Raw genomic sequence first — 22,463 nt, forward strand, 5'->3', positions numbered from 1 at the left:
GAACAGTGATCCACCACCTTCGTGCCGCGGGCGTCAGCCTGATCGTCGACGCCCGCGGCACGAAGGTGCCCACCATCCTCCACTGGGGAGCCGATGTCGGCGAACTCGCCGCCGACTCCCTCACCGCCCTCGCCGACGGGCTGATGCCGGCGATCCCGCCCTCGTCCATCGACGCCCCGCCGCGCCTCAGCCTGCTGCCCACCGTGTTCGACGGTTGGAGCGGCCGCCCGGGTATCGGCGTGCACCGGCCGGGCGGAACCGATGCCTCGAACCTGCTCGCGCTGCGGCTGATCGACCAGCAGACCACCGACACCTCGCTGATCCTGACGACGTCCGACGAGCGCGCCTTGGTGACGGTCGTCTCGACGATCGAGTTGACCCCCCAGGGCGTGCTCCGCGTCCGGCACACGGTGCGGAACGACGCCGAGGTCGACCGCCCGCTCGCCGTCGACGCCCTCGCCGTCGTGCTCCCGGTTCCCGACCGCGCCACCGAACTCCTCGACTTCACCGGTCTCTGGACGCACGAGCGCACGCCGCAGCGCCACCGCCTCGGGCAGGGTGCCTGGACGCGCGAGCACCGTCACGGACGACCCGGTCACGACGACGCGTTCCTGTCCGTCACGGGCGCGCCCGGCTTCGACTTCCGCACCGGCGAGGTGTGGGCGACGCACCTCGCGTGGAGCGGCGACAAGGTGGTCTGGAGCGAGCGCTCGCCACTCGGTCCCGTGGTCACCGGCTCCGGTGAACTCCTCGCGCCCGGCGAGGTCACGCTGGAGCCGGGGGAGACCTACGAGTCGCCGTGGACGGTCGCCGTCTACTCCGACGCTGGTCTCGACGGCGTCTCCGCGCGACTGCACCCCTGGATCCGGTCGTGGAGCACGATCACGAAGCCCCGCCCGGTGGTGCTGAACACCTGGGAGGCCGTGTACTTCGACCACGATCTGCCGACACTGCTCACCCTCGTGGAGCAGGCGAAGCGCGTCGGTGTCGAGCGGTTCGTCCTGGACGACGGCTGGTTCACCGGTCGCACGGACGACCGCCGTGCACTGGGCGACTGGTTCGTCGACCCGGAACGCTGGGCAGGCGGGCTGTCGCCACTCATCGAGGCGGTGACCGGTGCCGGCATGGACTTCGGACTGTGGGTCGAGCCGGAGATGGTGAACCCCGACTCAGAGCTCGCGCGCACGCATCCCGATTGGGTCCTCGGGCATCCGGACGCTCCGAGCTGGCGCTTCCAACGTGTGCTCGACCTGGACAACCCGGACGCCTTCGCCTACCTCCTCGGCCGACTCGACGCGTTGCTGACCGAGTACGACATCGCGTTCCTCAAGTGGGACCACAACCGCGACCTCCTCGGCGGCTCGGCGCACCGGCAGACGACGGCGCTCTACCGACTGCTCGACGAGGTGCGTGCCCTGCATCCCGGTGTCGACATCGAGTCGTGCGCGTCAGGTGGCGCGAGGATCGACCTCGGCATCCTCGAACGGGTCGAACGGGTGTGGACGAGCGACACGAACGACCCGCTGGAGCGGCAGTCGATCCAGCGCTACACAGGGCTCGTCGTTCCACCGGAGTATCTCGGCGGTCACCTCGGTGCGGCCCGCTCGCACACCACCTGGCGCGCCTCGGACCTGTCGTTCCGCCTCGCCACGGCGCTCTTCGGGAGCGCTGGCATCGAGTGGAACCTCAACGAGGCGAGCGAGTCGGAACTCGAGTTGATCGCGGCATGGATCGCGCACTACAAGCGCCTCCGCCCGCTGCTGCACACGGGCGAGGTCGTCCGCATGGACAGCGCCGACCCGGCACTGCACGCGCACGGGGTGATCGCCCAGGACCGCTCGTCCGCGATCGTCGCGCAGGTGGCGCTCGCCGCGCCGCTGACGGCGATCCCCGCGCCGCTCCGGGTGCCCGGCCTCGATCCCGAGCGTCGCTATCGGGTCCGCCCACTCGACCTCGGCGCGCCCGCCCGGTCGATCCAGGACGTGCCGCCGGTGTGGCTGACCGAGGGCTCGGTCGTGCTCACCGGCCGCGCGCTGGCCGAGGTCGGGATCGCGATGCCGCTCCTCGCTCCCGAGCAGGCGCAGCTCTTCACCCTCGACGCGGAGTAGCCGCCGCGTTCGTTCGCCCGTTCCCGGGCGAACGAGAACTCCCTCGCCCGAACACGGGCGAGGGAGTGTCGTCGTGCGGGTCCGGTCAGATGTTGCAGCCTGAGGCGCGCGCCGCGTCGTACGGGTACCACGAGATCGGCCCGGGGCCCATCTGCGGCCCGCAGAGGATGTTCCAGGTCTCGGCGCCCACGACGCCGTCGACCTGCATGCCCCAGTACGTCTGGAAGGCGACGACGGCTGCTCGGGTCTGGTCGCCGAACTGGCCGTCGACCTCCAGGTTGGTCACACCACCGGGGATCCTCGGTCCGAAGGCGTTGAGCAGGGTCTGGATGTTGGCGACGCAACTACCGTCGCCGCCGGCGGAGTACTGGTAGTCGACGCACTGGCCCGCCGCTTGGGCCGGTGCAGCCGTGGCGACCCCGCCGACGGAGCCGGCGATGGCGAGACCGAGGGCGGCCCCCGCGATGGTGATCCTGTTGCGCATCGTTCGTGTGGTCATGTCATGTTCCTCTCGGTCGACTGCTCGGACATCACGAGCGTAGGTCGAGCGTCTCGAGCGGTGAATGGGGAGTGGTGCCCATCAGATGTTGCAGCCGGAGGCACGAGCAGCATCGTAGGGGTACCACGTGATCGGCCCGGGGCCCATGTGCGGGGTGCACATCTGGGCCCAGGTGTCGGGGCCGACGACCCCGTCGGGCTCCACGCCGAAGGTGCTCTGGAGCGCCATGACGGCCGTTCGCGTCTGCTCGCCGAACTGGCCGTCGACCTCCAGCTGGGGACCTCCGGTCTTGAAGGCGTTGAGGAGCGTCTGGATGTTGGCGACGCACCCGCCGTCGCCGCCGATGGAGTACTGGTAGTCGACGCACTGACCTGCGGCTTCGGCTGGGGCGGCGGTGGCGACCCCGCCGACGGAGCCGGCGATGGCGAGACCGAGGACGGCCCCCGCGATGGTGATCCTGTTGCGCATCGTTCGTGTGGTCATGATGTTCCTCTCGTTCGACTGCTCGGACATCACGAGCGTAGGTCGAGCGTCTCGAACCCTGAATGGGCAGTGGTGCCCATGTCAGGTTCAGTCCACGAGGAGATCGGGAGGGGTGATGACCAAGCAGAGGACGCCCCAGAACATCGCGCCGAACACCGAGAGGACGACCGGCAGCGCGACCAGGTCGGCTCCCGTGCCGGCCAATCGGGTGAACTCCACCGACCACATCCAGACGACGAGACCCAGCACGGCTGCTCCTCCGGCGAGTGCTCGCTGCACCCGACGGTTCGCCTGCCACGACTCGCGGAGCCCGGCGATGCCGAGCACCGCGGCGACCACGGACAGCGCGAGCGGGACCGCGATCATGAGCCAGGTCGGCGCGGTACCGTCGACCACTCCGTTCCGGTCGACGTGGACGTCGAGCGTCGGGGGTGCGGTCGGGAGGACGGTCCAGGCAGCGACGATCCCAGCTGTCAACGGGAGGCACATCATCCCGGCCGAGACGACTTCGCGGACCATCCTGCTCATCGGTTCGCCCCCCAGCGCCTCCGGTGTCTGTTCGTTCGCCCATCTTCGGGCGAATGTGTGCTCGTTCGCCCACGTTCGGGCGAACGAAGGACGGTCAGTCGATGCCGATGTCCTCGCCGACGACGGTGATCTGGGCCGGGACGGGCCAGGGGTGGTCGCCGACGGGTGCGAGGCGGACGAGCTCGGTGACCCGGGGCGCCGGGGCTCCCGCTGAACCGATGAGCCAGCCGCCCACGAGGAAGGTGGTGCCGGGGACCGACCAGACGGCGATACCGGTCACGCCGAAGTCGCCGTAGGCGCCGTCGGAGAACCGCACCGTGACGAGGTCGCCGTGTGCGAGCTCGGCGAGCTGAGCTGTGACGGCACCGGGGTCGGGGTCGACGGGGTCCAGCTCAGGGATCGTCTCGAGCACCTGGAGGGGCTTCGTCGGCTTGCCGTTCTGATCGAGCGCCGTGCCGGCCAGGAGGAGTCCGCCGATGATCGGCGAGCGGCGAGCCCGGCCGACGAGGTCGAACACGCCGTAGCGGGGCACGCTCAGACGCGCTTGCAGTGAAGCAGCGTCCTCGGCCGACTCGATGGCGGCCGTGAGGCCCTTGATGTCGCGGCGAGCAGGGGCGCTGAGGTCATAGTTCACCCATCCACTCTCCCATGCCCACTGTGACAGCGGATGGACGGCCACAAATAACAGTTTCACTCAATGATGAACAGTCCGTTATGGAACCGTGACCAGCGTGCGTTGACCTGTCACGCGAACACCGGGCATGCTAATCAACACTTGGCCGCTGATATGAGCGCCGCCGCCCCAGGAAGCCCCGCACTCAGCGGAGGGCTCCTCACAAGGATGTGAGTATGACGACTTCACAGTTGGAAACAAATTCAAACAGACCAAAACGGATGCCGGACGGGATGTTCGCATTCGTCCTCGTCCTCCCCGGACTCGCGCTGCTCGTCGCGGTCGTCGCCTATCCGCTGCTGACCGCGCTCGTCACGGCGTTCTTCAAGCAGAGCCTGGTCGTGCCCGGCCGCGAGTTCGTCGGCTTCCAGAACATCATCGACGTTCTCCAAGGCGACTTCTTCAAGCTGCTCGGGCAGACCATGGTCTTCACCCTCGGGACGACCATCGCCCCCTTCATCATCGGTTTCGCACTGGCCCTCGCACTCAACACCCGCATCCGCGGTGCCAAGGTGCTGCGTGGACTCATGCTGATCCCCTGGCTCGTTCCGGGTGTCGTCGTGTCGTTCCTCTGGATGTGGATCTTCAACGCGAACTACGGAGTGGCGAACGCCGTCCTCGGCCTGTTCGGGGTCGACGCGCAGGCGTGGCTGGCACAACCCCAGACGGCCATGTTCGCGGTGATCGTCGCGAAGACCTGGCAGTCCTTCCCCTGGATCATGGTCATGCTGCTCGCCGGCCTGCAGACCGTGCCACAGGAACTCCACGAGGCGGCCGAGATGGACGGCGCCGGGACCATCCGACGCTTCTTCTCGATCACGGTCCCGCAGCTGAAAGGCATCATCGGCCTCGTCCTGCTGCTCGAGTTCATCTGGAACTTCCAGCACTTCGACATCATCTACGTCCTGACGGGCGGCGGTCCGGCTGGGAGCACCCAGACCTTCGCCACCGCCGTCTACGAGACCGCCTTCCGCGGCTTCGACCTCGGCCACGCGGGCGCCCTCGGGCTGCTCTGGCTCATCCTCCTGATGGCGCTCGTCGTCGTCTACGTCCGATTCTCGGAGAAAGGCGAGCAGAAATGAGCGTCTCCACCGCCCCGCCAGCACCGCAGGACACCACGCCGGACCCGCAACCGCCGTTCGTCGCGACCGAGCTCGGCACGCTGCGACGCCGACCGTCGCTCTTCCGCTCGGAGAGCCGGGCGGTCCGGATCAGCGCTTGGGTCGCGGTGATCGTCTGCGGCGGCTTCGGGCTGCTGCCGGTGTACTGGTTGCTGGCCACGTCGCTGACCCCGCGAGCCCAGGTCTTCTCCTACCCACCGAAGCTCTTCCCCACGGAGATCAGCTTCGAGGCCTACACCGCTCTCGCGTCGAACCCGGACCTGTTCGGTTACCTGCGGAACAGCATCATCGTGTCGGTCATCACCGCCCTGCTGTCCGTGATCGTCTCGGCCTACATGGGCTACTCGTTCTCGAAGTTCCGCTACCGCGGACGTCGATCGCTCATGTACTTCGTGCTCGCCTCGCAGATGTTCCCGCAGGCGTTGCTGCTGATCACCCTGTACTCGGTGTTCAGCGCCTACGGACTCCTGAACACCTATGCGGCGCTGGTGCTCTCGTTCACGACGTTCACCCTGCCGCTGTGCGTCTGGATGCTGAAGGGGTTCTTCGACACGATCCCGGACGAACTCATCGAGGCGGCTCGCGTCGACGGGGCGTCCCGACTGCGGATCATCCACTCCATCGTGCTGCCGCTGTCCGCACCCGGCCTGGTCGCCGCGGGCCTGTTCGCCTTCGTCCGCGGGTGGAACGACTTCATCTTCGCGCTCACGCTCGCGGGACCCGACAAGCAGACACTCCCGCCCGGCCTCGTGAACACCTTCGTCGGCGAGGCCGCCACGGCCTGGCCCGAGCTCATGGCGGCGTCGCTCGTGGTCTCCCTGCCCGTGGCGATCGCGTTCATGGCCCTGCAGCGTCACCTTGTCGGCGGACTGACCGCCGGTGCCGTGAAGGGCTGAGCGCAGCACCCCGAACCGGCCCGCCGCCGGGCCTCCCCACAATCCGTTCCACCAACCCAGACCCGTCCCACCAGGATCACGCTCGAGGAGGAGCCATGTCCCACACCACCCCGTCCTTCGCCACCGCCGCACAGCAGACCGTCATCACCCGCCGCCGTGCCCTGCAGTTCCTCGGCATCGGCGTCGCCGCAGCCACCCTCGCCGGATGTGCGCCCACCGGTGCCGCACCCGGGGCGGGATCCATCCCGAAGGCGACCGCCGGCGGCACCGCGACCGACTTCGACTTCGCGAGCTGGTCGCTCACCGAGAAGGCTTCGGCACCCGCCATCCAGAGCCTCCTGCAGAAGTACGAGGGCAAGGCCAAGATCGACGTCGGTGAGGTGTCCTTCCCCTACAACGAGTACATCAACCAGCTCATGCTGCAGGTGCGCGGCGGGCAGTTCTCCGGAGTCGCACACGTCGATGTCGCGTGGCTCGGTTCCCTCGCGAGCCTCGGCAAGCTGCAGGACGTCTCCGGGCTGACCGAGGGACGCGGATACACGAAGGCCGGACTCACGGCCGCGACGTTCGACGGCGTGCAGTACGGCCTTCCGTGGACGATCGGCGCGATCGGCCTCGTCACCAACCAGGCGATCCTCGAGCAGGCCGGCATCGGGGAGTTCCCCACGACGATCGACGAGTTCGAGGGCTCACTCAAGCAGCTCAAGGGCCTCGGCAATGGCATGATCCCCTACGCCGCGTCGACGAAGGCGGCGCAGCTGAAGGACATCCTCATCTGGATGCAGACCTTCGGCAGCCCCCTGGTCGACGGGGACACCGTGACGATCGGCGACGACGCCAGCATCGAGGCGGTCACCTGGTACAAGAGCCTGTACGACCAGGGACTCATCGCCGCCGACGTCGACCGCTTCGACGCACGCTCACTGTTCGCGCAGGGACGCACCGCGATCTACGACGACGCGATCGTCGGACGGAGCGCCGTGACCGGCGAATCACCCGACCCCGACTTCGCGAGCAAGCTGCAGCCGGTCTCCCGGCCGGTCCTCAAGCAGGGTGACACGCCGCGTGCGCTCGTGTGGGGCGGGGCGCTCGCCGTGGTCGACGGTCCGGCCGCCGGCACCGCAGCGGACTTCGCCCAGTGGGTGACGTCCGACCCGGAGACCGTGCTCGAGGACTTCGCCGCCCGTGGTCTGCCGCCGGCGACCGAGGATGCGCTCAACTCCGACGCCGTGAAGAACGACTCGTTCGCCACGAACTTCAGCGACCGCATCACCAAGACGAGCTCGACGAACCCGTTCTGGAAGTTCGTCCAGTACTCGCAGATCGAGACGAAGATCGCGGAGAAGGTGCAGGCGGTCCTCGTCGGCCAGGAGCAGCCTGCCGAAGCCATGAAGGCCGCCGGGGCAGCCGCGCAAAAGCTCGTCGGCTGAGCCGCGGATCGGACGATCGTGACCGGCACCGGGAGAACCATGCGACGCAGCTCATCGAACACCGTCCGCGCGCTCGCCGCGGCCGCGCTCACGGTCCTCGCGCTGGGGGTGACGGCGCCGGCGGTCGCCGCCTCCGGAGGCCAGGCGCGGAGCGACGCGGGCGGGGGCGCGGTGACCGACACGGTCGAGACCGTGCCCGTCACCGTCGACACGTCGAACCAGGCCGGCTGGTGGCGACCGCTCGACGTCGTCGACGGTGTCTCCTACTTCGCCTTCAACGCGCCGGCGTCCACCGCGTCCAAGCACGAGGTCCACCTGGCCTCGCGGGGCGCGGACGGGACGTGGACCGAAGGGTGCCTGCGCTCAACGGCCGGCGGTGCCTGCGTGACCTTCACCGACGACAACGGTCACAACCAGCCGTCGATCGTGGTCGATGGCGCCGGCATCATCCACGCCTTCGTGTCGATGCACAACGAGCAGTGGAACGTGTTCCAATCCGGTGCACCCGGCGACGTCACCTCGCTCGTGGAGGCGACGTCGTCCATGCCAGACCTCGACGCGGCGATCACCTATCCGGTGACGGCGCGCGGCCCGGACGGCGACGCCTGGGTGCTCGTGCGCGTCGGGACCGACGCGCAGGGACGACGAGAGGGGCGGCTCTACCGGTACGACCTCGACACCGGTGTCTGGGAACGCGAAGCGGTGGTCGCCGCGGCGACCGGCTACTCCTTCTACCCCGACGACCTCGAGGTGGACGCCGACGGTCGCGTCCACGTGCTGTGGGAATGGGGCCCGTTCCCGGCGGACCCGGCGCGGCACCTCGGGTCGTACGCGACGTACGACCCGTCCGACGGTTCCTTCGCCGACGTCGCGGGGACCGCGCTCACCGGACCGATCACCCCGACCACCCCGGGATCCGTCGTCTGGCGCCCCTTCGATGCCGGTGAGGCCATCGGCAGCTACACGCCGGCGCTGCAAACCGCGAAGCTCGCCCTCGACGGCACGGAGCTCGCGGGGATCGTCTACCGGTTCGTCGAAGCCGACGAGACCGCGTACGACGTCCGGTACGCCTCGTGGGACGGCGGTGCCTGGAATGACGAGTCACTCATCGACGCCTCCGCGCTCGGTTCCGGCGTCTCGACCGTCGCCGCGATCGATTCGACGAGCGCCGGTGGGGTCGACCGCGTCTACGCGGTCCTCGCCGTGCAGGTCTGCGGCGAGAACCGCAGCCAGGTGGTCCGGCTGGAGCGCGAGACGGACGGCACCTCGTGGACGGCCCGCACGGTCGGCACCGATCAACTCGGCCAGCAACGGCTGCGGGCGGAGACCGTCGACGGCACGGATGTGCTCTACCTGAGTGCGCCACTCAGCGAGACCACACGCGGCACCGTCCGGTACGCGGCGATCCCGCGAGCGGCGTCGGCCGAGACCGGCGGGACCTCGCTCCAGGACATCGTGTCGGGCCTTCGTGGCGAAGCGTCCGGCACGAACGTGGCACTCGGCGCGACCGTCAGCGTGTCGTCGTCGCTGCGCGCCGACACCGGCGGGGCACTCGCCGTCGACGGCGTGTGCACGGACGCGAGTCGTTGGATCTCCGCGGTCGGCGACACGGCACCCACGATCACGGCCGCCTGGCTGACCCCGACGGCGCTCGCCGAGGTCAGGGTCAAGAGCGGCTACGCCGGGGGAGTCTCGACCGATTCGGTGCTCCGCGACTTCACGATCGAGGTCCGGACGGGCGGCGCCTGGGTCGAGGTCGGCCGGTTCGACGACAACACCGCAGGGACCGTGACTGCGGCCGTCGACGGACTGGTCGTCGACGCGGTGCGCCTGCTCATCACCGACCCGTCCGCCTCGGCGACCGACGTCGCGCGGGTCTTCGAGCTCGAGGCGATCGCGGCACCCGCCACCGAATCCGCGAGGAACGACGATGTCCCGGGATAGCGTTGTGCTCAGTCGAGACCGCAACGGTCCCGAGCGGCCGGGATCCACCCGGTCAGCAGTGAGGAGCAGCACCATGTCGGACGCCGCCTTCGGCTCTCAGCGGTCGGCACCGGTACCGCGCCGTTCGCGCACGGGCATGGTGGCGCTCGCCGTCCCGAACCTCGACGAACCGTACTTCGCGGAGCTCACGACGCTCCTCGTCCGCGGTGCCGACGAGCGTGGACTGTCGATCCTCATCCAGCACACCGAGGGCGACCACGACCGCGAGGTCGACATCGCCAACGGGGTGGGCCTGCCGCTCACGGACGGACTCATCCACATCCCCCGCTCGCTGACGGTCGGCGACCTCACGCGGCGGACCTCCCCGGGGCCCCTGGTGCTCCTCGGCGAGCACATCCAGGTGAGCCCGTTCACGCACATCTCCATCGACAACCGGGCGGCCGCCGACGCCGCGACGACGCACCTCGCCGAAGTCGGCTGCTCCCGGATCGCGTTCATCGGGCCCAGGGACGAACGACCGTCCGACGCAGCGGATCAGCGGTACGCCGGGTATCGGGACGTGGTCGCGCGGCTCGGGCTCGCGCAGGAGCCGTCGCTGATCGGACACGTCGACGCGTTCACGCCCGAGGAGGGACGCCGCGTGATGCGCAGGATGACCGCCGAGGGCGTCGCGCTCGACGGCGTCGTCTGCTCCAACGACTCGATCGCCTTCGGCGTCCTCGCGGCTCTGCACGAAGCCGGCCGGCTGGTGCCCGAGGAGGTCGCGGTGATCGGCATCGACGACGTCCACGCCGCCCAGTTCTCGACCCCGTCGCTCACGACGGTGGCGCCCGACTACGACGCGATCGTGCGCGCTGCCTTCACCGAACTCGAACGCCAGATCGCCGCCCCGCCCGGCGCCGACACCCCGGTCCGGCACGTCGTCGTCGACGCGCGGATCGTCGTGCGGGACAGCACGGCGCGCTGAGGTCCATGAGCGGCAGGACAGGCCTGCGCTCCGCTCTGCCGGGGTGCTGGAGGTGGCGCGGTCAGGCGTCGGTGTGGTCGTCGTCGGACGAATCGGAGGCGACCGGCGCGAGCCAGACCTCGGCGAACTGCGCGCGGAGCGTGGTCTCGACGTCCTCGGTCACGTCGTCGTCCATGACGAGGTGGTCCACTTCGCGGAGGTCGACGATCGTCGTCAGTCCGACGGCGCCCCACTTCGAGTGGTCGGCGAGGACCACGGAGCGGCGCCCGGCGCCGACGAAGGCCCGGTTGGTCTCGGCCTCGAGGAGGTTCGAGGTCGTCAGCCCCGCCTGCAGGTCGATCCCGCGGACGCCGAGGAAGACGACGTCGCAGTGCAGGGACTCGATCGCGCGCACGGCGACCGGACCGACCAGGGCGTCCGAGGGGGTGCGGACGCCGCCGGTCAGCACGACCGTCTGGGTGTACGGCTCGTCGGCGCGGTCGGGCCGTGCGAACACGTCGGCCACCGGGAGGGAGTTCGTGACGATGGTGAGCTCCGGGATGGCTCGCAGCTCCTGCGCGAGGGTCCAGGTGGTGGTCCCGCCGGACAGGCCGACCGACATACCGGGCTCGACGAGGATGGCTGCGCGACGGGCGATGGCGCGCTTCTCGGCAAGCAGTCGGCGTGCCTGGTTGGGGAAGCCCAGCTCGGCACGGTCGGGTAGCCGCGGCGTGGTGGCGCCACCACGGACGCGGTCGATGAGACCCTCCGTCGCGAGTTGCTCGATGTCGCGTCGCACGGTCATCTCGCTGACGCCGAGCGCGGTCGCGAGGTCGACGACGCTCGCCGCACCGTTGCGGCGCACCTCCGACATGATCTGCGATCTGCGTTCCGCACCGAGCACAGCGTCCTCCTTCGACCCGGCTGCCAGTCTGGCACGCGCGCACGGCGAACCTCGGCACCGGCGATCCACGACGACGAGGCGGAGGCGGACGACGCATGCGTGAGGTACGACATCGGGACTGGTTCGGCGACGAGGTTCGCGACGGCACCTACGGCTACGACCTCGAGGGGCTCCTGGCGGTCGAACCGGTCGTGCCGCCGGCCGGATTCGAGGAGCTGTGGCGCGGGTGGTACGCGGCGGCATGTGAGGTGTCTCCGGATCCGGTCTTGACCCCGATCGGCCGACAGGGTGCGCACGAGGTCTTCGTCGTCGAGCACACCGTCGCCGACGGCCTCCGCCTGCGCGGATGGCTCGCGATGCCGGTGGGCGCGCCTGCGCGCTTCGGGATGGTGCACGGGCACGGCTACGGCGGACGGGACGCACCGGACTGGTCCCGCGTCCCGGACGACGCTGCCGTCATCTTCCCGATCGCCCGCGGCCAGGGCGTCTTCAACGCGGGACTCGGAGCGCCGACGCCGGAGGACGGGCATGTCCTGTTCGGCATCGACAGCGTCGAGCGGTACGCGCTCGGCCGCTGTGCCGTCGACCTCTGGCACGCGGCGTCGGCGCTGCTCGACGTCGTCGGACCGCTCCCGCTCTACCTCGTCGGTGAGAGCTTCGGCGGTGGGATCGGTGCGCTCGCCCTGCCGTGGGACGACCGCTTCGTCGGAGCGACGCTCGTGGTGCCGAGCTTCGGTCAGTACGATCTGCGTCTGCGCCTGCCGTGCGAGGGGAGCGGGGAGCGGGTGCGACACCACGTCGCCGAGCACCCGGAGGCGCGCGAGGTCCTGCGGTTCTTCGACGCGTCGACGGCCGCGGGGTTCGTCCACGTGCCGGTGCGGGTGGAAGCCGCGCTCTGGGACGGACACGTGCCACCACCCGGGCAGTTCGCCGTCGCCAACGCGCTCGAGGACCTCGAGCTGAGCGTCCTCCCCGCCGGGCACACCGAGTACCCGGGGCTCGAAGCCGTGCTGGAGGAGTCGTACGCGGCGACGAGGGCGCACGCAGTCCGGTCGGTCGCGCTCGCGGTGGACGGATCGACGATCGAGAGGTGAGAGGGTGGACGGATGATCGCTGCGCTCACGCTCCCCGTCGCCCTCAGCACACCGGGGCAGGAACTACTGCTTCGCCGGGCCACCCTCGCCGACCTCGACGCGCTGATGGCGCTCCTCGCCGACGACCCGATCAGCGCGTCCCGCGGTGACCAGGCCCAGGAGAGCGATCTCCCCGCCTACGAGCGTGCGCTCGCGGACCTCATCGACGATCCGGCGAACGAGATCCTGCTGGTCGTCGACGCGGTGGAGGCCGTCATCGCGACGATGCAGCTGACGCGCATCCCCGGGATGGCCCGGCGCGGCTCCACCCGACTGCTCGTCGAAGCCGTGCGGGTCTCCTCCGCGCTGCGATCCGGCGGCGTCGGAACGGCGATGATGCGCTGGGTGACGGACGTCGCCGCCCCCGCGACCGGATCGTCGATCGTGCAGTTGACCTCCGACGAGGCTCGGGTCGACGCCCACCGCTTCTACGAACGACTCGGCTTCGTCGGCTCGCACCGCGGCTTCAAGTACGCTGTCGACGCCGCACCTCGACAGGCTCGGTGACCGGTGGTGGCTCGGTGTCCGGTGAGCACGCGGCGAGGAACGGGCGCCCGATGACCGGTCAGCGCCACGACGTGGTCTGCGCGGTCCTGATCCGGCATGGACAGGTCCTCCTTGCGCATCGGGCCGCGACGAACGACTGGTACCCGGACGTCTGGGACCTCCCGGGTGGGCACGTGGAGTCGGGCGAGACCGGTATGCAAGCGCTGATTCGCGAGCTGCGCGAAGAACTCGGGGTCTCGATCAGCGAGTTCGATGACCCGCCGGTCGCGGAACTCCGACTCGAGGACATGACTCTGCGGATCTGGCGCGTCGACACCTGGCTCGGTGAGCCGCGGAACCAAGCTCCCGAGGAGCACGACACCGTGGGATGGTTCGACCTCGCGCAGCTCGAGGAGCTCGAGCTGGCGTCTGTCGACTACCTTCCGCTGCTTCGCCGTCTGCTCGAATGACGGCACAGGGCTCCGCGCTCCCGATGCCGCCGCGTCGGACTACCGGCCGACGAAGAACTCGAGGGCGATGCCGTCCGGGTCGGTGAAGCTGAGGGCTGTCCCGTACGAGGCTTCGACGAGTCCGCTGTGCTCGATGCCCGCGGATGTCAGGTGTGCGGCCCACGCGTGGAGCTCATCGACGGAACCGACCGTGAACCCCAGGTGGTCCAAACCCGGACTGAACGGCGTGAAGTCGCCGGTCTCCGTCGTCTGGTGCTCGGTGAGCCCGAGCGTGACGCCGTCGGGGAGCGAGAAGAGCTTTCGAGTGAGTCCGGGGCCGTCGATGGCGCCGACCGGGGCGAATCCGAACACCCGTTCATAAAACGCGGTGCTGGTCTCAAGGTTTCGGACGGTGAAAGCGACATGGTTGACTCCGCTGAATTCGGGCATGTCGTCAGTGAACTCCCGGTACCTCCCAGTCGACTGGGAACGAGGACGGCCCTCCCGGCAGAACTGTTGATCCGGGCCCAGGGGCAGCGGGCCTACGCTCTGAGGATGGGTATCGTCCGCACACTCGCACGCTGGCTCCTCGGAGCTGTCCTCACCTTCGCCGGCGTCGGCCACCTCACGTTCGCGCGGCAGTCGTTCGTCGCCCAGGTGCCGCAGTGGTTGCCCCTGCCGGTCGACGTGGTCGTCGTGGCGTCGGGAGTCGTCGAGATCCTGCTCGGCCTCTCGCTGATCCTGCTCGCCCGGTACCGCGTCGCCGTCGGCTGGATCGTCGCCGCGTTCTTCGTCGCGGTGTTCCCCGGCAACATCGAGCAGTTCGTCCGCGGCACCGACGCCTTCGGCCTCGACAGTGACGTCGCGCGCGGTGTTCGACTGGTGTTCCAACCGCTTCTCGTCGTCTGGGCGCTCTGGTCGACGGGAGCGTGGCGAGCGTGGCGGACCAGCCGCCGCCGGTCGTCCTCGACCGAGTCCGGCCTCGGAGCTGCCTAGTCATCCGGCCCCACCGGGTGTCAAGGGGCCTGAGGTTCCAGGCCTGATCCGGCAGGGTTGATGCATGCGATGCATTACATACGCGGGTGAGAATGTTGTGACGACCGACGAGGTCGCGGCCCTGCTGGTCGAACTGACGGCGGAGCTCGCGAAGCGCGGACGCGCTGAAGCGGTCACCATTCCGATCGTCGTGGACTCCGACGTCGAAGACGCATCAGCCCAGCTCGTGATCGGTCTCGGCAACGACGTGCTGTCCGTGCCGCACGCCTGGGATCAGGACGTACCGGACTTCAGTGAGGCCGAATCGCGCCTGCAGGGCTACCTCGACGACATCCGTCCGTCCACGACGGCCTACGAGCCGCGCGACTCCATCGAGACCTCGGACGTCCTCGAGGATCCCGACCTCGACCTCCGCGACTTCGCCCGCTGAGTCGGCCTTGCGCGACAACGCCGGCGTCGACCCCTCTGGTCGACGCCGGCGTTCGTCCGGGTCGCTCAGCGCGGGAGCGGCAGCTTGGCCGTCTCGCGGGCCCGCAGCACGACGATCAACGTGATGAGCGCGGCCGCCATCACATAGAACGCGGGGGCGAACCGGTTGCCGGTCGAGGCGATCAGGAATGTCGCGAAGTAGGGCGTGATCCCACCGAACACGGCGACCGACAGGTTGTATGCGATCGCCATCGAGCCGTAACGGATGCTGGTCGGGAACAGCTCGGCCATCGCAGCACTCGACGCACCGTCGTACGCCGCCATGAAGACGCCGAGGATCACCATCGCGACGGCCGCGGCGGCGAAGTTGCCCGCGCTCATGAGCATGAGCGTCGGGTACGTCAACACCAGGAACCCGACGCAACCGGCGATCATCACCGGCTTCCGCCCGATGCGGTCGCTCAGCAGGCCCATGAACGGGACGAGGATCGCGATCGCGAGCAGCCCGAGCACCGTGACGCCGTAGCTGAGCGGCTGCGAGTAGCCGAGGTCGGTCTGCAGGTACGACGGCATGAAGGTCTGCAGGATCCAGTGGCCGACGGCCTTGATCACGACGAAGCCGACGCAGAAGAGCAGCGCCTTCCACGAGGTGCGCAACGAGGTCCGCAGCGGTGACTTCGAGACGGCCCCCTTCGCTTGGATCGCCTGGAACTCCGGGGTGTCCTCGAGCTTGTTCCGCAGGTAGAGGCCTGCGAGGCCGAGGGGCAGGGCGAGGAAGAAGAGGGCGCGCCAACCCCATTCGTTGAGGGCGTCGGTGCCGAGCGTCGAGGTGAAGAGGAGCACGAGGCCCGCACCGACCACGAAGGCCGCGAACCCGAACACGTCGATGAAGCTCGTCACGAACCCGCGTCGGTTGGACGGGGCGTACTCGGCGAGGAGCGTCGTGGCGCCGGAGCTCTCACCACCTGCGGCGAAGCCCTGGACGAGCCGCACGATCACGAGCAGGATCGGCGCCCAGAGGCCGATGAGGTCGAACGTCGGCAGGAGGCCCATGACGACCGTCGCCCCGGAGGTCACGAGGATCACCGTCGCGAGGACCGTCTTGCGCCCGATGCGGTCACCGAGCGAGCCCCAGAAGAGGCCACCGAGCGGACGCATCACGAAGCCGGCCCCGAACACCGCGAACGCGGACAGGAGAGCCGACTGGGTGTTGCCCTGCTGGAAGAAGTTGAGGCTGATGACGGTCGCGAGCGTGCCGTAGAGGCCGAAGTCGAACCATTCGACGAAGTGGCCCGCCCCGGCGGCCCAGATCACCTTCCGCATGCGGCGTGATCGCTCCGCGTCGTCGTAGGGGGTCTGTGCGCTGTGCGCGGCGGCTTCGGCCAGGGCTGCAGCCTGGGTCCTGCTCTCGTCCATCGGTCCTCACATCGTTGTCGGGGTGCTTCGAGGTTCACCTGCCGAAGAATCTTACCCACTGAATGGGAAAGTCGTACCGCTGAATGGTAGCGTGGCACTCGCCCGGAGGTCGCCATCTATTCGACGGCTTCCAGGATCACGCATCACGAAGGAGTGTCATCCATGCAGCACCGCACCCAGACCGCAGACGTCGTCGTCATCGGCGGTGGCCTCGCGGGCGTGTCAGCAGCCGTCGCCGCTGCCCGCCTCGGTTCGCGGGTCTCGCTCGTCACCAACCGGCCGGTGCTCGGTGGCAACTCGTCGAGCGAGGTTCGGGTGTGGGTGGTCGGAGCGACCGCGCACGGCCACCAGCGGTTCGCGCGGGAGACCGGGATCATGGGGGAGCTCTTCCTCGAGAACCAGTACCGCAACCCGGAAGGCAACCCGTTCTACTGGGACCAGACCGTCCTCGACCTCGTGCGCGCCGAGCCGAACCTGCAGCTGCACCTCAACACCGACGTCCGCATCGTCACGATGGAGGAGTCGTCGGACGGTGAGGAGTCGCCGTCGCCACGAATCACGTCCGTCACCGGATGGACGATGGGCAGCGAGATCGAGACCGAGTTCTTCGCCCCCGTCTTCATCGATTGCACCGGAGACGGGCTGGTGGGTCATCTGGCGGGTGCGACCTCCCGCATCGGGCGAGAGGGCCGTGCCGAGCTCGGCGAGCCGTGGGCGCCCGAGGTGGCGGACGACGAGCTCCTCGGCAGCTCGATCTTCTTCTACACGAAGGACACGGGACGCCCCGAGCGGTTCGTCGCTCCTGACATCGCGCGCGACATCCGCGACACCCCGATCCTCACCAACCGGATCATCCGGACCGGCGACAACGGCTGCAACTACTGGTGGATCGAGTGGGGCGGCGAGCTCGACACCGTCGCCGAGAACGAGCAGATCCGCGACGAGCTGTGGAGCGTCGTCTTCGGGATCTGGGACTACATCAAGAACTCCGGCCAGTTCGACGCCGACACCCTGACGCTGGAGTGGGTCGGGTCGATCCCGGGCAAGCGCGAGTACCGGCGGCTGCTGGGCGACCACACCCTCACGCAGAACGACCTGCTCGACCAGGTCGACTTCGAGGACACCGTGGCCTTCGGCGGATGGTCGATCGACCTGCACCCGGTGGAGGGCGTCTACGCCGAGAGCGCCGGTGCGCAACAGCGCTTCAGCAACGGCACCTACGGGATCCCCTTCCGCAGCCTGTACTCGCGGGACGTCGGCAACCTGTTGTTCGCCGGACGCAACATCTCCGCCTCCCACGTCGCGTTCGGGTCCACCCGCGTCATGGCGACCTGCGCCACGCAGGGTCAGGCGGTGGGGACGGCTGCGGCGCTCATCGCCCGCGACGGACTGACGCCGCGGGAGCTCGCCGGGCAGGCGCTCCCGCTCCTGCAGCGCACACTCATCCGCGAGGACGCCCCGGTCATCGGCATCACCACGGGCGACCCCGACGATCTGGCCGGGCGGGCGACGGTCTCCGCCTCGAGCGCGCTCAGCGCGATCTCCACGCTGGAGCACCTCGGCTCCGGCGAGCGGTTCACCCTCGACCGCGACGTCGCGATCCTCGTACCCGTCGCTCCGTCACTCGACCAGATCACCCTGCTCGTTGACGCCGCACGCGACGCGACCCTCCGCGTCGAACTGTGGAGCACCGGCAAGCGCCAGAATGCCGTCCCGGTCGAGCACCTCCTCGACGGAGCTGTGGAGATCGCCGCCGGGCTGGGCGTGTCGGCCACCGTCCGCTTCGGATGGACGCCGGATGTCGAGCAGAACGCGGTGCTCGTCGTCCGTGCCAACCCGGACGTCAGCCTGCTCCTCACCGAGGGCCACCCCTACGGGCTCCTCGTCCTGACCGCGAAGCACGCGTCCGACGAGGTGTTCGACGACCACATCCCCGAAGAGCAGGACCAGGCGATCCTCGACTGGAACGCCCGGAAGCTCCGCGGCCGGAGCGTCGCGCTGACCGTCGGTGGGGACACCACGGCGTACCGCCCGGAGCGGATCGTCGACGGCTACCAACGTCCCTACGGCGGACCGCACCTGTGGTCCTCGGAGCGACTCGATGACAACCGCGATCTGGTCGCCGAGCCCGAGGTCCTCACACTGCACTGGGATGAGCCGGTCGATGTCGCGTCCGTCCGGATCGTGTTCAACGACGACGTCGACGTGGACCTCATCAACCTGCACCACCACCGCACGGACTTCGAGGCGGTGCCGGAGCTCGTCGCCGCGTACCGAGTCGAGGCCCGACCGGCGGGTGCGCCGGAGGGGACGTGGACGGTGTTGGCCGAGGTCGAGGGGAACCGCCACCGCCACCGGATCCACGACGTCGAACCCGTGCGGGTCGACGCCCTCCGTGTCGTCGTCACGGCCACGAACGGGTCGCCCTACGTGAGTGTCGCGAGTGTGAAGGTCTTCGAGCAGCCGAGCGGGCGCACCACCCGGGCACGCCGAGCCCGACCGCTACGCTGAACACGGCCTCCGAGGCCGGACATCCGAACCGACACCGACACCGTGGAGGACCCGTGGCAGGTGAGATCCAGCAGGGCATCGGCCGTGCAGCATCCGTGCTCGCCGTTCTCGGCGCATCGACCACCGGACCGTTGCGGGCCTCCGACATCGCCCGTGCGACCGGTCTCGGCACGTCGACGACCGCACGCCTCCTCGGCACGCTCGAGGAGCTCGGGTATGTGACGAAGGCGGCCGACAGTCCGTCCTACGCCATCGGCGCGACCATTCTGGCGCTCGCAAGCGAGGGGCTCAACCAGAACCCGGTGCACCGGGAGTCGCGTGCTCCCGCCCAGGAGCTCGCGCAGCGGATCGGACTCAGCGTCAACGTCGGTGTCCTCGACGGCTTGAGCCTCATCTACCTCTGCCACTTCGAGGGAGCCCTCGCCCCGAAGTCGCACTCGATGATCGGGCTGCGCCAGCCGCTGCACGCGTCCGCGCTCGGCAAGTGTCTGCTCCTCGACCTCGACGCGGACGGTCTCCGAGCGCTGCTCGGTGATGAGCCGCTCCCGCGCTACACGGCCAACACCGTCACGGAGCACGCGGCCCTCGCCGCCGAGCTCGCGACGGCGCGGGAACGCGGCGTCTGCATGGAGGACCAGGAGCTCGCGCTGGGTCGTCTCGGGATCGCGGCGCCGATCCGCGACGCGAACGCCAGAGTCGTGGCGGCGATCTCCATCTCGGGCCGACTGAGCCTGATGCGCGAGCGCGACCTCGACGTCCTCACCGAGGACCTCATCGAAGTGGCGGACCGGATCAGCGTCGGTCTCGGCCTCATCTCCGCGATCCCCTCCTCCTGACCAGTACTCGGCAAACCGACCTCACGAACCGAAGGTGACCAGTGGCGCAATTCGACCTCCCCCTCGCCCAGCTCCAGCAGTACCTGCCCGACCGCGAGGAGGCGTCGGACTTCGACACCTTCTGGGCGGACACCCTCGCCGAAGCCCACGCCCTCGCCCAGCCGACGGTGCGTGAACGATCCAACCCTGAGCTGACGGGTCTCGTCGTCGAGGACGTCACGTTCTCCGGGTTCGGTGGCGACCCGATCAAGGGGTGGTTCATCCGACCGGCCGGCGCGACCGAGCCGCTCCCGTGCATCGTGCACTACATCGGCTACAGCGGCGGTCGTGGGCTCGCCCACCAATGGACGATGCACCCGTCCGCGGGCTATGCGGTGTTCGTCATGGACACCCGCGGCCAGGGGAGCGCGAACCTGCCGGGCGCGACCGCCGATCCGTTCGGGAGCGGTCCGCAGGTCGCCGGCAAGATGAGCGCCGGGCTCGGCAGCCCCGAGACCTACTACTACCGTCGGGTCTTCACGGATGCGGCGCTCGCCGTCGACGTGGTGCGGAGCTTCCCGGAGGTCGACCCCGCCCGGGTCGTCGTCGCCGGTGGCAGCCAGGGCGGCGGCATCGCGCTCGCCGCGGCTGGGCTCTGCGAGGGACTCGCGGCGGCGCTCGTCGACGTCCCCTTCCTGTCGCACTTCCGTCGTGCCCTGCAGATCACCGACGCGAGCCCCTTCGCCGAGCTGAAGACGTACCTCATCAGCCGACGAGGCCACGAGGAGGAGGTGTTCCGGACGCTCTCGTACTTCGACGCGACGAACTTCGCCGCCCGTGCGACCGCCCCCGCACTGTTCTCCGTCGCGCTCTGCGATGCGGTGTGTCCGCCCTCGACGGTGTACGCGGCCTTCAACCACTACGCGGGCACGCAGAAGGACATCGCCGTCTACCCGTACAACGGGCACGAGGGCGGCGGGCCGGTGCAGCAGCAGGCGCAGCTGACCTTCCTCGCGGACCGCCTCGCCTGACGCTTCGCTCGCCCATCTTCGGGCGAGCGAGCTCCCTTTCGCCCAAGCATGGGCGAACGGGCGTGGGACGATGTGCACGTGACTGAGACCGGCGGCACCGACCCGACGCTGACGACCACCCGTCGTCGGACGCGGGCCGGCATGATCGCGGCGATGGCGCTCGTGCTGTCGTTCGCGGCGGGGGCGACCGACGCCTTCGCGTTCCTGCAGCTCGGCGGCGTCTTCACCGCGAACATGACCGGCAACTTCGTGCTGGCCGGACTCACGAGCCGGCCCGACTTCGGCGAGGTGCTGCTCGGGGCGACGGTCGCCGTGCTGCTGTTCTCCGTCGGGACGTTCCTGGCCTTCCGCTTCACGAGGCCCGTCGCCGCCCCTGACGGACGGCCTCCGGAGGCGCCGCAGCACCGGCTCGTCCTCGTGCTCGGCGGTGCGGTGATCGCGCAGGCGTGCGTCCTCATCGGATGGATCGTGTCTCCCGAGACGCGCACGACGCCAGTGATCTGCGTCCTCATCGCGCTCTCCACGCTCGCGATGGCGGGGCAGACGGCCGTCGCGCGTCGCATCGAGCGGTCGGGCGTGACCACCACCTTCGTGACCGGCACCCTCACGAGTCTCATGCAGAGCCTCGCCGACGGTGTCCACGACCACCACCTCATCCGCATCGGCGCGATCGTGCTGCTGGTGGCGGGCGCCCTCTGCGGCTCGCTCCTCACCGGTGTGGACCCGGTGTTCGGTGCCGCGCTGCCGCTCCTCCCGTCGATCGTCGGGCTGGTGCTCCTCCGGCTCGCGCCGACGGCGTCCATCGCCTGATCCACCGAACTTCGAGCGCGTGTCCGAGACGCGCCGCCGTCAGTGGGTGAGCTGCGCCCGGATGAGGATGGGGAAGTGGTCGCTCGCCTCCGAGGTGGGTTCCTGCTCGTCGACGAGGGCTTCGATCGGTTCCAGTCGGGTGTGCGGAGCGACCCTGCCTGAGCGGCCGAGCACCCAGTCGATGCGTGCGTTCCCGGGACGCTGCGGACCGTAGCCCTGGAACGTGCCGATACCGTCGCTGTCGACCGGTGACAGGTCGACGAAGCCAGCGCGCTGCAGAGCGTCGTGCGCCGCCGATCCGCGTTCGGTGTTGAAGTCGCCGGTGAGGAGGACGGGGACGTCGACGCCGGAGAAGCGGTCGGCGATGAGCTTCGCGCTGTGCGTGCGGACGTCGTCGCCGTGGGGTGAGCTCTCGTGGTCGAGGTGGGTGTTGGCGAAGACGAGCTCGTCGCCGGTGCGTCGCTCGCGGAGCCTGACCCAGGTGACGAACCGTGCGTGCAGTGACGGCCAGGTGTTCGAGCCGGGCTCATCCGGGGTGTCCGACAGCCAGAACTCGCCGGCGTCGAGCTGTTCGAACCGCGAGCGGCGGAAGCACACCGGACCGTACTCGCCGGCCGAACCGCCGTCACGGCCCTGCCCGAACCAGTCGTACTCGGCGAGGCCCGGGAGCAGGTCGTGCAGCTGGTGCTCGCGGACCTCCTGCAGCCCGAGGAGGTCGGGCGCGTTGCGGGCGATGACCTGTGAGACCAGCGGTGCGCGGTCCACCCACTCGTGACCGGGCTGGGCGACGGCGGTGCGGATGTTGTAGCTCATGACGGTCAGGACGTTCTGGGTCAGGATGGATTCGCTCACCCG

23 protein-coding genes are annotated in these 22,463 nt (G+C 69.4%); 15 read left to right on the forward strand and 8 right to left on the reverse strand.

Annotation, left to right across the window (positions count from 1 at the left end; all coding sequences use genetic code 11):
• The first annotated feature begins 5 nt into the window (after window positions 1-5).
• Entirely contained in the window at window positions 6-2,108 is a 2,103-nt protein-coding gene (locus CCK91_RS01230; protein WP_369821865.1) for an alpha-galactosidase, read from the forward strand.
• An 85-nt stretch (window positions 2,109-2,193) separates the two neighbouring features.
• Here CCK91_RS01230 and CCK91_RS01235 read toward each other — a convergent pair whose 3' ends face one another.
• From CCK91_RS01235 to CCK91_RS01250, 4 genes are all read right to left on the reverse strand, one after another.
• Window positions 2,194-2,607, reverse strand: a complete 414-nt coding sequence (locus tag CCK91_RS01235; RefSeq protein WP_119863533.1) for a peptidoglycan-binding domain-containing protein — start codon at window positions 2,605-2,607, stop codon at window positions 2,194-2,196.
• A gap of 81 nt (window positions 2,608-2,688) precedes the next feature.
• Window positions 2,689-3,090, reverse strand: a complete 402-nt coding sequence (locus CCK91_RS01240; protein WP_165766954.1) for a peptidoglycan-binding domain-containing protein — start codon at window positions 3,088-3,090, stop codon at window positions 2,689-2,691.
• A gap of 87 nt (window positions 3,091-3,177) precedes the next feature.
• Complete coding sequence (locus tag CCK91_RS01245) at window positions 3,178-3,609, reverse strand: hypothetical protein (RefSeq protein WP_086472511.1); 432 nt, start codon at window positions 3,607-3,609, stop codon at window positions 3,178-3,180.
• Between the two features lie 103 nt (window positions 3,610-3,712).
• Complete coding sequence (locus CCK91_RS01250; RefSeq protein ID WP_086472512.1) at window positions 3,713-4,252, reverse strand: hypothetical protein; 540 nt, start codon at window positions 4,250-4,252, stop codon at window positions 3,713-3,715.
• 272 nt (window positions 4,253-4,524) lie between these two features.
• Here CCK91_RS01250 and CCK91_RS01255 point away from each other — a divergent pair, with 272 nt between their 5' ends.
• The 5 genes from CCK91_RS01255 (at window position 4,525) to CCK91_RS01275 (ending at window position 10,649) form a co-directional block, all read left to right on the forward strand.
• A complete protein-coding gene (locus CCK91_RS01255) occupies window positions 4,525-5,373 on the forward strand; it encodes a carbohydrate ABC transporter permease (RefSeq protein ID WP_086473111.1) in 849 nt (282 codons plus the stop codon).
• A complete protein-coding gene (locus tag CCK91_RS01260) occupies window positions 5,370-6,308 on the forward strand; it encodes a carbohydrate ABC transporter permease (RefSeq protein WP_083397394.1) in 939 nt (312 codons plus the stop codon). The genes CCK91_RS01255 and CCK91_RS01260 overlap by 4 nt, the downstream gene beginning before the upstream one ends.
• A gap of 95 nt (window positions 6,309-6,403) precedes the next feature.
• Window positions 6,404-7,738, forward strand: coding sequence for an ABC transporter substrate-binding protein (locus CCK91_RS01265; protein WP_086472513.1), 1,335 nt, complete (start codon window positions 6,404-6,406; stop codon window positions 7,736-7,738).
• 39 nt (window positions 7,739-7,777) lie between these two features.
• Window positions 7,778-9,682 (forward strand): BNR-4 repeat-containing protein, encoded by a 1,905-nt coding sequence (locus CCK91_RS01270; protein WP_086472514.1) that lies wholly within the window; start codon window positions 7,778-7,780, stop codon window positions 9,680-9,682.
• 73 nt (window positions 9,683-9,755) lie between these two features.
• Entirely contained in the window at window positions 9,756-10,649 is an 894-nt protein-coding gene (locus tag CCK91_RS01275; protein ID WP_086472515.1) for a LacI family DNA-binding transcriptional regulator, read from the forward strand.
• 61 nt (window positions 10,650-10,710) lie between these two features.
• Here the strand turns inward: CCK91_RS01275 and CCK91_RS01280 are convergent, their stop codons facing one another.
• Window positions 10,711-11,532, reverse strand: coding sequence for a DeoR/GlpR family DNA-binding transcription regulator (locus CCK91_RS01280; protein WP_207568159.1), 822 nt, complete (start codon window positions 11,530-11,532; stop codon window positions 10,711-10,713).
• Window positions 11,533-11,627: 95 nt separating this feature from the next.
• Here CCK91_RS01280 and CCK91_RS01285 point away from each other — a divergent pair, with 95 nt between their 5' ends.
• Genes CCK91_RS01285 through CCK91_RS01295 form a run of 3 tightly spaced genes read left to right on the forward strand, consistent with a single transcriptional unit; the run spans window position 11,628 to window position 13,621 of the window.
• Window positions 11,628-12,626: an acetylxylan esterase gene (locus CCK91_RS01285; protein WP_086472516.1), complete on the forward strand. Its 999-nt coding sequence runs from the start codon at window positions 11,628-11,630 to the stop codon at window positions 12,624-12,626.
• Between the two features lie 12 nt (window positions 12,627-12,638).
• Window positions 12,639-13,172: a GNAT family N-acetyltransferase gene (locus tag CCK91_RS01290; protein ID WP_086472517.1), complete on the forward strand. Its 534-nt coding sequence runs from the start codon at window positions 12,639-12,641 to the stop codon at window positions 13,170-13,172.
• Window positions 13,173-13,222: 50 nt separating this feature from the next.
• The gene (locus CCK91_RS01295; RefSeq protein ID WP_086473113.1) at window positions 13,223-13,621 is read left to right on the forward strand and encodes an NUDIX domain-containing protein; all 399 of its coding nucleotides are present in this window, start codon (window positions 13,223-13,225) and stop codon (window positions 13,619-13,621) included.
• Between the two features lie 39 nt (window positions 13,622-13,660).
• On the opposite strand, the gene CCK91_RS01300 is transcribed toward CCK91_RS01295, so the two are convergent.
• Window positions 13,661-14,050, reverse strand: coding sequence for a VOC family protein (locus CCK91_RS01300; protein ID WP_086472518.1), 390 nt, complete (start codon window positions 14,048-14,050; stop codon window positions 13,661-13,663).
• Window positions 14,051-14,155: 105 nt separating this feature from the next.
• On the opposite strand from CCK91_RS01300, the gene CCK91_RS01305 reads away from it, so the two are divergent.
• Together CCK91_RS01305 and CCK91_RS01310 are read left to right on the forward strand one after the other, a co-directional pair.
• Complete coding sequence (locus CCK91_RS01305) at window positions 14,156-14,596, forward strand: DoxX family protein (RefSeq protein ID WP_086472519.1); 441 nt, start codon at window positions 14,156-14,158, stop codon at window positions 14,594-14,596.
• A gap of 97 nt (window positions 14,597-14,693) precedes the next feature.
• A complete protein-coding gene (locus CCK91_RS01310) occupies window positions 14,694-15,026 on the forward strand; it encodes a hypothetical protein (protein WP_086472520.1) in 333 nt (110 codons plus the stop codon).
• A gap of 65 nt (window positions 15,027-15,091) precedes the next feature.
• Here the strand turns inward: CCK91_RS01310 and CCK91_RS01315 are convergent, their stop codons facing one another.
• Window positions 15,092-16,441, reverse strand: a complete 1,350-nt coding sequence (locus tag CCK91_RS01315) for an MFS transporter (RefSeq protein WP_086472521.1) — start codon at window positions 16,439-16,441, stop codon at window positions 15,092-15,094.
• A 162-nt stretch (window positions 16,442-16,603) separates the two neighbouring features.
• On the opposite strand from CCK91_RS01315, the gene CCK91_RS01320 reads away from it, so the two are divergent.
• The 4 genes from CCK91_RS01320 to CCK91_RS01335 all read left to right on the forward strand — a co-directional run bounded on the left by CCK91_RS01320 (window position 16,604) and on the right by CCK91_RS01335 (window position 21,608).
• Window positions 16,604-18,952 carry an FAD-dependent oxidoreductase gene (locus tag CCK91_RS01320; protein ID WP_086472522.1) on the forward strand — a complete coding sequence of 783 codons (2,349 nt, stop codon included), beginning with the start codon at window positions 16,604-16,606 and terminating at the stop codon, window positions 18,950-18,952.
• 53 nt (window positions 18,953-19,005) lie between these two features.
• Window positions 19,006-19,788 (forward strand): IclR family transcriptional regulator, encoded by a 783-nt coding sequence (locus tag CCK91_RS01325; RefSeq protein WP_086472523.1) that lies wholly within the window; start codon window positions 19,006-19,008, stop codon window positions 19,786-19,788.
• A 41-nt stretch (window positions 19,789-19,829) separates the two neighbouring features.
• Window positions 19,830-20,798 (forward strand): acetylxylan esterase, encoded by a 969-nt coding sequence (locus CCK91_RS01330; protein ID WP_086472524.1) that lies wholly within the window; start codon window positions 19,830-19,832, stop codon window positions 20,796-20,798.
• Window positions 20,799-20,876: 78 nt separating this feature from the next.
• Window positions 20,877-21,608, forward strand: a complete 732-nt coding sequence (locus tag CCK91_RS01335) for a YoaK family protein (protein ID WP_165766956.1) — start codon at window positions 20,877-20,879, stop codon at window positions 21,606-21,608.
• 39 nt (window positions 21,609-21,647) lie between these two features.
• Here the strand turns inward: CCK91_RS01335 and CCK91_RS01340 are convergent, their stop codons facing one another.
• The gene (locus tag CCK91_RS01340) at window positions 21,648-22,460 is read right to left on the reverse strand and encodes an endonuclease/exonuclease/phosphatase family protein (RefSeq protein WP_086472526.1); all 813 of its coding nucleotides are present in this window, start codon (window positions 22,458-22,460) and stop codon (window positions 21,648-21,650) included.
• Window positions 22,461-22,463: the final 3 nt, after the last annotated feature.

This window comes from Plantibacter elymi (nom. nud.) (assembly GCF_900177795.1).
GTDB classification, from domain to species: Bacteria; Actinomycetota; Actinomycetes; order Actinomycetales; family Microbacteriaceae; genus Plantibacter; species Plantibacter elymi.